Source organism: Nitrosomonas sp. Nm51 (genome assembly GCF_900111165.1).
GTDB lineage: Bacteria > Pseudomonadota > Gammaproteobacteria > Burkholderiales > Nitrosomonadaceae > Nitrosomonas.
Window position 1 is genome coordinate 73177 of the sequence record NZ_FOGH01000009.1, and the last position, 10341, is coordinate 83517.

Here is a 10341-nt window from a genome sequence, read left to right on the forward strand (position 1 = left end):
TATGGTTAAAATTATTATTTTTTCCTTGACCAATCGGTTCGGTGTCGTAGCGGCGGTCATCGCGTTTTGCGGATTGGTCTGGGCTGTACCAGCCGTTGCGAATGCTGGATCGCAACGGCTGGTTTTGACGGGTTCGAGCACAGTCGCACCTTTGATCAATGAGATAGCGCGGCGTTTCGAAGCGAAATTTCCGGATGTTCGCATCGATGTACAGACAGGCGGCTCATCGCGCGGAATCAACGATGTGCGCAAGCGTATTGCCGATATCGGCATGGTGTCGCGCGCCCTGAAACCGGACGAATCCGACCTGCTTGCTTTCACCATTGCGCTGGACGGTATCAGTCTGATTGTGCACGCGGATAATCCGGTGACCGGGCTCAACAGGCGGCAGGTTGCCGGTATTTTCACCGGGGACCTGTCGCACTGGCGTGCTGTTGGCGGGCCGGATGCGCGCATCACCGTTGTCAACAAAGCCGAAGGGCGTTCTACGCTGGAGTTGTTTCTGGATTATCTGCAGCTTAAAAACAGCGCCATCAAGCCGCATGTCATCATAGGTGACAATGCGCAGGGCATTAAAACGGTAACAGGCAACCGCAATGCGATTGGTTACGTATCCATCGGCGCCGCCGAATACGAAGTGCAGCGCGGCGCGCCGTTACGCTTGCTGGCACTCGATGGCGTCGAAGCCTCGGTGGAAAATGTGCGTGAAGGGATTTTCTCCCTGTCGCGCCCGCTCAATCTGGTTACCGCTGGCGAGCCGCAGGGATTAACCAGGGAATTCATCCTGTTTGCACAATCGCCGCAGGTGCATGATCTGATCGAAGCGCAATATTTTGTTCCGGTTGATGCTAACTGACCGTGTACTGACCGGTATTCTGCGAAGCGGCGCATTGTTGTCCGCGCTGATCATGCTGTTGATTCTGTGTTTTCTGCTACTCGAATCCTGGCCCGCTTTAACCGGTCTGCCAGTGGCAGGATTTCTGACTGATCCATCATGGCATCCGCTCGAAAGCGCTTACAATTTGATGCCGATGCTGTCCGCCACGCTGCTGGCAAGTATCGGTGCGATAACGCTGGCGGTACCACTGGGGATTGCTTCGGCATTGTTTATCGTGTTTTTTGCGCCATCGCACCTGGCTTCGCTTTACAAGCGGCTGATTGAACTGCTTGCTGGTATTCCCTCGGTGGTTTTCGGTTTTTGGGGGTTGACGGTGCTGGTGCCATTAATCAGCGAATGGCAGCCGCCTGGGGCAAGCCTGCTGGCCGCTGTACTGGTGTTAACATTGATGATTCTGCCCATGATAGCGATAACCGCCTATACGGCGCTTGCAGCGGTGCCTGACGAATTATTGCAAAATGCTGCAGCGCTGGGGTTGTCGCGCTGGGGAACGATCGCCGGGGTTGTGCTGCCTGCTGCACGGGCCGGTATTACTGCCGGAATCATCCTTGCCGCCGCGCGTGCGCTGGGTGAGACCATGGCGGTGCTGATGGTCGCCGGCAACGTGGTGCAGCACCCTGAATCATTGTTTGATCCTGTGCGGACACTGGCGGCCAATATCGCGCTTGAAATGGCGTATGCCATGGGCGATCACCGGTCGGTTCTGTTCGTATCCGGGCTGTTGTTGATGCTGCTGGTAATGGCGCTGTCAGCCATGGCCGGTTTACTGGAAAAGCACCGGCATGTTTGAATCGGCGGCGTTGCGGACAAGACGCAAAATCCGCGACTGTGTGGCTCAAGGCTTGATCTATCTGGCGGTAATGCTGGTCAGTCTGGTATTTTTCTGGTTGCTTGTTGATCTTGCGCGTGGCGGTATGACGCACCTTTCCTGGGCGTTTTTAACCGAATCGCCGCGCGATGCCGGCCGTGCCGGCGGGATCGCTTCGATTCTGGTTTCCACGCTGCTGATTCTGCTGGTGGCGTTGGTCGCCGCAATTCCCCTGGCATGGTCAACGGCAATCCTGCTGGCTGAGCTTGTACCGGCAGAAAGCAGTTTCGGTAGATCAGTGCGTTTCAGCTTGCACGTGCTGGCAGGCGTGCCGTCGATTGTATTCGGATTGTTCGGCAACGCGTTTTTCAGTATTTACCTGGGGCTTGGTTTTTCCATTCTGTCCGGCGGTCTGACGCTGGCCTGCATGCTGTTGCCGATTCTGACAAGTACCGCCGAGGCCGGACTGCGCGCGGTGCCCGATAGTTACCGGTTATCTGCAGCCGCGCTGGGCCTGTCGCGAACGGCAGCGTTGACTCATCTGATTCTGCCCGCTGCCGCGCCCGCACTGGCCGCCGGCCTGCTGATCGGTATCGGGCGAGCGCTGGCCGAGACCGCAGCGCTGCTGTTTACCAGTGGCTATGTCGACCGCATGCCCGGCTCATTGCTGGATTCGGGCCGCGCGCTGGCGTTGCATATTTTCGATCTGTCGATGAATGTGCCGGGCGGCGATGAATCAGCGTACGCTTCGGCGCTGATGCTTGTGATTCTGCTATTATGTATCAATATACTGGCAATGAAACTGGCTTATGGGTTGCAACGCAAAAAAATCATGACATGAACGACGATCCGGATGCTTTTACCCTTGGACCGCTGCAGGCCGGGCCGCCATGCTGTGAGCCGCAACCGCTTATCCAAGTGCGCAATCTGACATTGCACTATGACGGTAAAACAGCGCTGGACAATGTATCGCTGGATATATACAAGGGTTGCATTACTGCACTAATCGGCCCATCCGGCTGCGGTAAAACCAGTTTTTTGTCGGCAATAAACCGCATGACCGACCTGATTCCGTGCTGTGGCATTGACGGCCGGATACTGGTCGACAACCAGGATATCCATCATCGGGACTGCGATGTACAGGCGTTGCGCCGCCGTATTGGTATGGTATTTCAGAAACCCGCGCCTTTTCCGCTGTCCATTCGCCGCAATATCGCATTGCCCCTCAATGAACATGGCGTTACGCAAAAAAAAGAAGTAGCTGCCATTACTGAAACAGTATTACGCGATGTCGGACTGTGGGGCGAGGTTTGCGACCGTCTCGACGCTTCTGCGCTGAGCCTGTCCGGCGGGCAGCAGCAGCGTCTGTGTATTGCCCGCGCACTGGCGCTGAATCCGGAAATTCTGCTGATGGATGAACCCTGCAGTGCACTTGATCCCATTGCATCCGGCGTGGTGGAAGATCTGATCTGCCGCTTGCAGGGCCGCTACACCATCGTCATCGTCACGCACAATCTGGCGCAGGCGCGCCGAATCGCCAACTACGCGGCTTTTTTCTGGGTCAGGGAACGTACCGGACAGCTCGTGGAGTTCGGCCGTTGCCGGCACATCTTCGAATCACCCCGGGAAGCATTGACGGCGGCTTATGTGAACGGGGCGAGAGGGTAGTTTTGCGGAAACAAAATCGTCGCGCTTTGGTTTGCCGAAAAACTTGCGCTTGATTTTGTGTGATGACATCCTATAAGGTCGATTTGACGACTTTCTATGATAGAGCACTGTCTTGGGCTTATAGTCGGTCTTCCCGCAGGTGCCAGAGCGAAAAATATATACCGTGGTTTCGGTGAGCACATAACGTAGCTCATAACCGTCAATAATTATTCGTCTAACATTGCGTGGTGCAAATTCATGCAGCAGCACACCAAGTTGCGGATAAATCAGTAACTGTTCCGTGCCTGTTATGAGCCGCTGTACTATTTGTAGAGCCGCGCACGGATTAGTTAACGCAAGAAAAGTATGAAGTCGAACCAAATCAAGTTCAGCGCTCGTTGTCCACTTGAGAACCACGGACTAGACTGGCTTATCAATGTTTTTTGCCCAATCATTAATTGATGCATGATCAACGATTCGACCAGCGTCGACACCGGCCAAGCCTTTAAGAGTCAGTTGTTGACGTTTTGCTTCAAGCTCAATCAGGGAAGTCAAGGCTTGTTTAATTCTACTTTGTCAGATTACAAGAATTAGAACAAATTTTCCCTGTCGACGGGTACGGTAACTTGACCTTTACTTGCCAATTTGGCTGTCTGATGCATGGAATTATTTCCAATAAGGATGTTTTACATTAAAACATATTCGGCTTTCCTGCAATGCAACTATTCTAAAGATGAAGTCAACAATAAGTCTGGCAACTTCCACGTTCGGTTCGTGCGCGGCGGTCAGTGATTTTTTGAAGTTTGGTTTGGATGGCGGATTGAGGTGAAATATGAAAGCCCGAGTCGGTGCTATGCGGGCTGAGTATCCGCATTCGTCAATGCGGTACGCTTGACGGAGTGTGAACAAACGACTACATTTTTTGTCATGTATATCATTAAGCAGCTCCCTCAATTCAAAGCATGGTTGTTTGGTTTGAAGGATGGTATGACGCGACGTCGTCTTGCGCGCCGATTGGAAAAAGCCCAGAACGGCAATCCGGGCGACATCAAGCCGGTGGGCAATGGTGTGTTTGAAATGCGCGAACATTTCGGCCCTGGTTGGCGTATGTATTACATTCAACGCGGCGGGATATTGATTGTGATGCTTGGCGGCGGCGACAAGTCGAGCCAGAATGAGGATATTGCCAGGGCGCAAAGCTTAGCCGCTTCTTTGGAGGATTAAAATATGGTCAATAAAATTAAAATCGCTGATTTGCCCGAATTCGACATCGTCGAACACCTCGATAACGCGCAGGCTATTGCTGAATATCTGTCAATTGTTTTGGAAGAAGATGATCCATCAGCATTGACTCAGGCGCTTCGCAGTATTGCTCGCGCCCGTGGCATGACGGAAGTTGCCAGGGCTTCCGGTTTGACGCGGGAAGCCTTGTATAAAGCACTGGCACCTGGGGCAAAACCGCGTTTTGATACGATATTTAAAGTAATACGCGCCCTGGGTGTCAAGTTGCATGCTGAAGTTCCTCAAGCACGATAATTTAAACAAAAAAAGATTGCTATTGAAAACGATTATTCCGAGCCGAAAAGCGACCAAAACCTATTTGGGAGGTAGTCAATGAGCGAACTGGATCAGGAAGAGCAAGAACTTCTACAAGCGTTTGAAGCCGGTGAACTCAGATGGGCTGCGGATTTCGCTGAAAGAAAGGCCATCAGGAATACGCGGAAGCGATGTTCAAGAAAGATGTCCGTATCAACATCAGACTTTCTTCCAGGGATTTGCGGACGCTTCAGAAAAAAGCTCTGGCGGAAGGTATCCTTTATCAAACCCTGGTTGTCAGCATTCTCCACAAGTATGTAGAAGGCCGTCTGCATATATTAGTCTGTTTATTAGTTATAAAAACAGGCATATTCAGGTTAGTAAAATAAGATGTATATTTGACAGAAGTAACCTATCAGACGCGGGTCATAAACAATAGGTGTATGATTTTATCCGGTTTTTGGTTTGAAGAATGTCTAAACGTTTTGGAAAAACCGTCATATGTTTTATAGTGTTGGCAGCAACAGCACGTTTGGAGGTAAGCGGTACAAGTATTCAGGAATAAACTATCACTGATTGGTTCTTCGCGGAATTGTGGCGTTATTTTATATTAACATTCAATACATTATTTAAAATATGATGAGCAAAAGACTGGCCTGTATTTTTTTGATGCTTGTTTTAACAGGTATCAATAAAATTTCTCTGGCCTACGGATACCCGATAACGGATCCTTTTGAAGCGTCGGTTCTTGGTACCCCCAAGGAGTTGAAAGCCAAGATGCCGGACAAAATAGATATCAAGACGCAACAAATTAAAGTGTTCGAAGATCGAATAACGCCTGCAGTCTTTTGGTACAATGAGAACCTGACATTTACCATGGCCACGCAGGAAGGCGCCGCGCCGCTGATTTTTATTATTGCCGGGACTGGAAGCAATTCCAACTCGCCCAAAGCTGATGCGTTACTCAGAATTTTCTACCAGGCCGGTTTTCATGTTGTTGCACTAGGCTCTCCCACGCATCCGAATTTCATCGTTTCTGCATCAACAAATTCGGTTCCCGGCAATATCCAGGAAGATTCTGAAGATCTTTATAACGTAATGCAGTTAATCTGGAAGAATATTCGAAACGACGTCACTGTGACCGAGTTTTACCTCACAGGTTACAGCCTGGGCGGCGCTCAATCGGCGTTTATATCAAAATTGGATGAAAAACGCAGAATATTTGATTTCAGTAAGGTTTTAATGATCAATCCACCGGTCAACCTGTACAATTCCGTGAATATCCTCGATGATCTTCTGATCAGCAATGTGCCGGGAGGATTGGATAATATAGACGAATTCATAACTGAAACCATGGATCAGTTCTCAGCATTCTACTCGTCGGGTAATTTTATCGACACTGATGAAGAATTCCTGTATGAAGCATTCAAGCAATTTAAAGCTGACCAGAAAAAACTGGCTGCTGTTATCGGTATTTCATTTCGAATTTCCGCTGCTGAGATGTATTTTACTTCGGATGTCGTCAACAATGAAGGATATATCGTTCCCAAAAATCTGGTATTAACCAGCACCAGTTCATTAACCGATTACATGATTGTCAGTCTCAGAATAAGCTTTGCGGATTATTTTAATGAATATTTTTATCCATATTTCCAGGCCAGGCAGTCTGATCTGAATAAACAGGCGTTGATCGCGCGTACCAGCCTGGAAAGTATTGAGGATTATCTGACAAGTTCCAAAAAAATCGGACTGGTGACGAATCAGGATGATTTCATCCTGGCGCCAGGTGAAATTGATTATTTAAAAAGGGTGTTTAAATCGAGAGCCAAAATATATCCCAACGGGGGCCACTGCGGAAATATGGATTATAAAGAAAATGCAGCATATATGGTTGATTTTTTTAATAATTGAATCGCTAACATAAGTAATTGATTGCGTGTGAATTCATATCTATTAGGTAACGTACGGCTTTGTTTGAAAATGCTGAATAACGATTTGTCAAAATTACCCGGAATTATAATGCTGTTATTAGGTATCGGTGCGATAACCGGTTGCAGCACGGTACCCAAACAACAGAAGGAAATTATTCCGGCGCAAAGAACGTTAAACAAAAATGATGACGATACCTACCCGCTGAGAATTTATGATCCGCTGGAGCGCTTTAACAGGGGCGTCTATAAATTTAACGCCAAATTCGATCAGTTCGTATTTTTGCCGGCCGTTCAGGTTTATGAATTTATCATACCGGAAATTGCGCAGACCGGGATCAACAATTTTTTCTCTAATTTAAGTGAATTAACCAATTTGACAAATTCAATTTTGCAGTTAAAACCCAAATCATCCGCATATGCTGTATCGCGCTTTCTGATAAATTCGACTGCAGGTATTGGTGGGCTCTGGGACCATGCAAGCGCCTGGGGAATTCACAGACATCCGGAAGATTTCGGCCAGACTTTAGGACACTATGGGGTTGGGAATGGCCCCTATCTGGTATTGCCTGTGCTGGGCCCTATGAATACGCGCGATGGCGCTGGCCGGCTGGTCGATTCCTTGGCTTACGGCGCTGTTTTTTACTGGCAGGCTTTTAATTTAAATTCTCACAGGGGTGCCGGAAGCGCCTTTGCGGCTACGCGCGCCGTTAACACCCGCAAGCAAATCGAATTCCGTTACTATCAAAGCGGTTCGCCATTTGAATACGATTTAATCCGGTATTTGTATACGCAAAAAAGAAAATTGGAGATAGCAAAATAGACCGGTTGCGGCAGCAATGAATCAGGACCGTCATTAGCATGTGTGTTGGGGTTCGCAAGCTCACCGCCAACCTGCGCGATAAAGGTGATATTCCCTTTTTTCTCTGTACTATAAAAACCGCATGTAATATTAGCGGGAAGTTTCATTGATTGTATGTCAGGTTAATTGCATGCGGTTATAACATATGACGACACTTCCTAAAATACTTACCCAAGTTTTATGAAAACGAATCGATTTCTGGCGCTCGCATAACAGTCGGCGTAACTCTCCAATGCTTACGATTCAGCCTTAACCGCAGTAATTCCTGTGCGTATAATAGTAGTTAAATAAATACTTTCATTCAGGTTTAATGCTCGACCTTAAATCGATTTTTGCATCGGACGGCCTGTTGTCCGAACAGATTCCGGGATACCGGATGCGTGCTCAGCAGCTTGAAATGGCACAGGCCATTGCCGAAATCATGGAAAAAAACAGTGTGCTGGTTGCGGAAGCGGGAACGGGTACCGGTAAGACATTCGCGTATCTGGTGCCTGCTTTACTCACGGGCGGAAAAGTCATTATTTCCACCGGTACCAAAACCCTGCAGGATCAGTTGTTCAACCGGGATATTCCCGGTGTGCGTGCCGCACTGAATGTGCCGGTAAGTGTGGCTTTGCTGAAGGGGCGCGCCAACTATCTTTGCCGCTATCATCTCGAAAAAACGCTGCATGACGAGCATCTGGCTTTTGTCAATCGTAACGAAATCAGATACCTGCAATTGATTGAACGTTATGCGAAGCATAGCAAAGATGGTGATAAAAGCGGGCTGGCCGCGGTCCCGGAAAATGCTGTTGTCTGGCATCATGTAACCGCCACCCGCGAAAACTGCCTCGGGACGGAATGCCCGCATTATAAAAACTGTTTTTTGATGGAAGCCAGAAAAAAGGCGCTGGCGGCCGATATTGTAGTGGTGAATCATCATTTGTTTTTTGCGGATGTTATGCTGCGCGACGAAGGGCTGACCGAATTGCTGCCGGCATGCAACTCGGTGATTTTCGATGAAGCGCATCAGTTGCCGGAAACTGCGAGGCTTTTTTTCGGCGAGTCGATCAGCACCGGACAGCTGCTTGACCTGGCGCACGACAGTAAAGCGGAAGCGCTCCAGGCCGCCCGTGACTGTTTGATCCTGCCAGACGCAACCGTTGCGGTGGAAAAGGCCGCCAAAGATTTGCGTTTGACGGTTCCTGAAGATCATGTTCGTTTCTCATTACCCGCCATGTTAAAAAATCCAGCATTCAATACGGCGCTGGATACGCTGCAGAAAAAACTTGCGGAACTGGCCGCTATACTGGAGAAACAGGCAGAGCGTTCGGAAGGACTCGAAAACTGCTGGCGGCGCGCAAACGATCATATTAACCTGATCAAACGCTGGCGGGACGATGCTGAAACCGGCGACTATGTGCGCTGGGTGGAAGTCTACAGCAAGGTGATGCAACTCAACGCGACGCCGCTGTCAATCGCGGAAATTTTCGGCCGGCAGCTTAACGCGACGCCGCGCGCCTGGATTTTTACTTCGGCGACACTATCGGTAAACAGAAATTTTGATCATTATCTCGGCGAAATGGGACTCGGTGGTGCGAAATCAGTGAGCTGGGACAGTCCGTTTAATTTTGCTGAACAGGCGCTGCTGTATGTGCCGACAGCCATCCCGGAACCGCATCACAAAGACTATATCAGCCTTATCGTCAGTGCCGCATTGCCTGTATTGAAAGCCAGCCGTGGCCGGGCTTTTTTTCTATGTACCAGCTTGCGCGCCATGCAGCAGATTCATGACCAGCTGGCAGCGGCTTTTGCGTCCGAACAGATCGATTATCCGTTGTTGCTGCAAGGGGGGGCATCGCGTACCGGCATACTTAAACGTTTTGGCGAGCTTGGCAATGCCGTTCTAATCGGCAGTTATTCGTTCTGGGAAGGTATTGATGTCCGCGGTGCGGCGTTATCGCTGGTGATCATCGATAAACTGCCATTTGCGCCGCCTGATGATCCCGTGTTGTCAGCCCGTATCGATAAAATCAACCGAGAAGGCGGGAATGCGTTTATGGATTATCAACTGCCGCGAGCCGTGATCAGTTTGAAACAGGGTGCAGGCCGCTTGATTCGCGATGAATCGGATTACGGTGTTTTAATGATCTGTGATCCGCGATTAACGACAAAACCCTACGGCCGAAAAATCTGGCAAAGCCTTCCGCCGATGAAACGGACGCGGCAATTAGCCGATGTGGAAAATTTTTTTCAGCATACGGTATTTTCTGCTGCGCACTGAGATTTTTGCATTGTTTTTCCCCAAGCTACCGTTCATCGGGCAGACGCTTTGATTCAACCGTCACAAATTAATATGCCTATGAACTATTCTCAGCATTTTTCATCTTATTTATTAATATCAATGAGATAAAGGAACGACAATGAAAGGCCAAGAAATGACTCTGATAGATTGGCAAAAACAGTACGGTACAGAAGAAGGCTGCGTGCAGGCATTGATTGAGCGACGCTGGCCGGAAGGATTTCGCTGCCCATGTTGTGGTCACGATGGTGGTTACATTATTAAGACGCGAGGGTATTGGGAATGTAGTCAATGCCACAAACAAACCTCATTAACGGCAGGCACCTTGTTTCATTCAACCAATCTGCCACTAACCAAGTGGTTTTGGGCAATTTACCTGGT

The 10341-nt window shown here is 49.2% G+C and carries 12 protein-coding genes; 11 read left to right on the forward strand and 1 reads right to left on the reverse strand.

The window, feature by feature from the left end; all coding sequences use genetic code 11:
* Position 1 precedes the first annotated feature (1 nt).
* The 4 genes from BMY60_RS05340 to BMY60_RS05355 are packed head-to-tail and all read left to right on the forward strand — an operon-like array spanning position 2 to position 3374.
* Positions 2–856, forward strand: coding sequence for a phosphate ABC transporter substrate-binding protein (locus BMY60_RS05340; protein WP_090331895.1), 855 nt, complete (start codon positions 2–4; stop codon positions 854–856).
* Positions 846–1688, forward strand: a complete 843-nt coding sequence (gene pstC, locus BMY60_RS05345) for a phosphate ABC transporter permease subunit PstC (RefSeq protein WP_090331900.1) — start codon at positions 846–848, stop codon at positions 1686–1688. Before BMY60_RS05340 ends, pstC begins: the two co-directional genes overlap by 11 nt.
* Complete coding sequence (gene pstA / locus BMY60_RS05350) at positions 1681–2547, forward strand: phosphate ABC transporter permease PstA (RefSeq protein ID WP_090331902.1); 867 nt, start codon at positions 1681–1683, stop codon at positions 2545–2547. Before pstC ends, pstA begins: the two co-directional genes overlap by 8 nt.
* Complete coding sequence (locus tag BMY60_RS05355) at positions 2544–3374, forward strand: phosphate ABC transporter ATP-binding protein (RefSeq protein ID WP_090331904.1); 831 nt, start codon at positions 2544–2546, stop codon at positions 3372–3374. The genes pstA and BMY60_RS05355 overlap by 4 nt, the downstream gene beginning before the upstream one ends.
* Here BMY60_RS05355 and BMY60_RS16175 read toward each other — a convergent pair.
* Entirely contained in the window at positions 3324–3770 is a 447-nt protein-coding gene (locus BMY60_RS16175; RefSeq protein WP_256250698.1) for a type II toxin-antitoxin system RelE/ParE family toxin, read from the reverse strand. The two genes, BMY60_RS05355 and BMY60_RS16175, sit on opposite strands and share 51 nt — an antisense overlap.
* 510 nt (positions 3771–4280) lie before the next feature.
* On the opposite strand from BMY60_RS16175, the gene BMY60_RS05365 reads away from it, so the two are divergent.
* From BMY60_RS05365 to BMY60_RS05395, 7 genes are all read left to right on the forward strand, one after another.
* Complete coding sequence (locus BMY60_RS05365) at positions 4281–4577, forward strand: type II toxin-antitoxin system RelE/ParE family toxin (RefSeq protein ID WP_090331906.1); 297 nt, start codon at positions 4281–4283, stop codon at positions 4575–4577.
* 3 nt (positions 4578–4580) lie between these two features.
* Positions 4581–4889, forward strand: a complete 309-nt coding sequence (locus tag BMY60_RS05370; protein ID WP_090331908.1) for an addiction module antidote protein — start codon at positions 4581–4583, stop codon at positions 4887–4889.
* Between the two features lie 78 nt (positions 4890–4967).
* A complete protein-coding gene (locus tag BMY60_RS05375; protein ID WP_256250700.1) occupies positions 4968–5210 on the forward strand; it encodes a hypothetical protein in 243 nt (80 codons plus the stop codon).
* Positions 5211–5525: 315 nt separating this feature from the next.
* A complete protein-coding gene (locus tag BMY60_RS05380; RefSeq protein ID WP_177166591.1) occupies positions 5526–6800 on the forward strand; it encodes an alpha/beta fold hydrolase family protein in 1275 nt (424 codons plus the stop codon).
* A 108-nt stretch (positions 6801–6908) separates the two neighbouring features.
* Positions 6909–7640: an MlaA family lipoprotein gene (locus BMY60_RS05385; protein WP_090331929.1), complete on the forward strand. Its 732-nt coding sequence runs from the start codon at positions 6909–6911 to the stop codon at positions 7638–7640.
* A gap of 349 nt (positions 7641–7989) precedes the next feature.
* Complete coding sequence (locus BMY60_RS05390) at positions 7990–9942, forward strand: DNA repair helicase YoaA (protein WP_090331911.1); 1953 nt, start codon at positions 7990–7992, stop codon at positions 9940–9942.
* 139 nt (positions 9943–10081) lie between these two features.
* Positions 10082–10341: transposase (locus tag BMY60_RS05395; protein ID WP_143057359.1), on the forward strand; the 260-nt coding region annotated here is incomplete at its 3' end.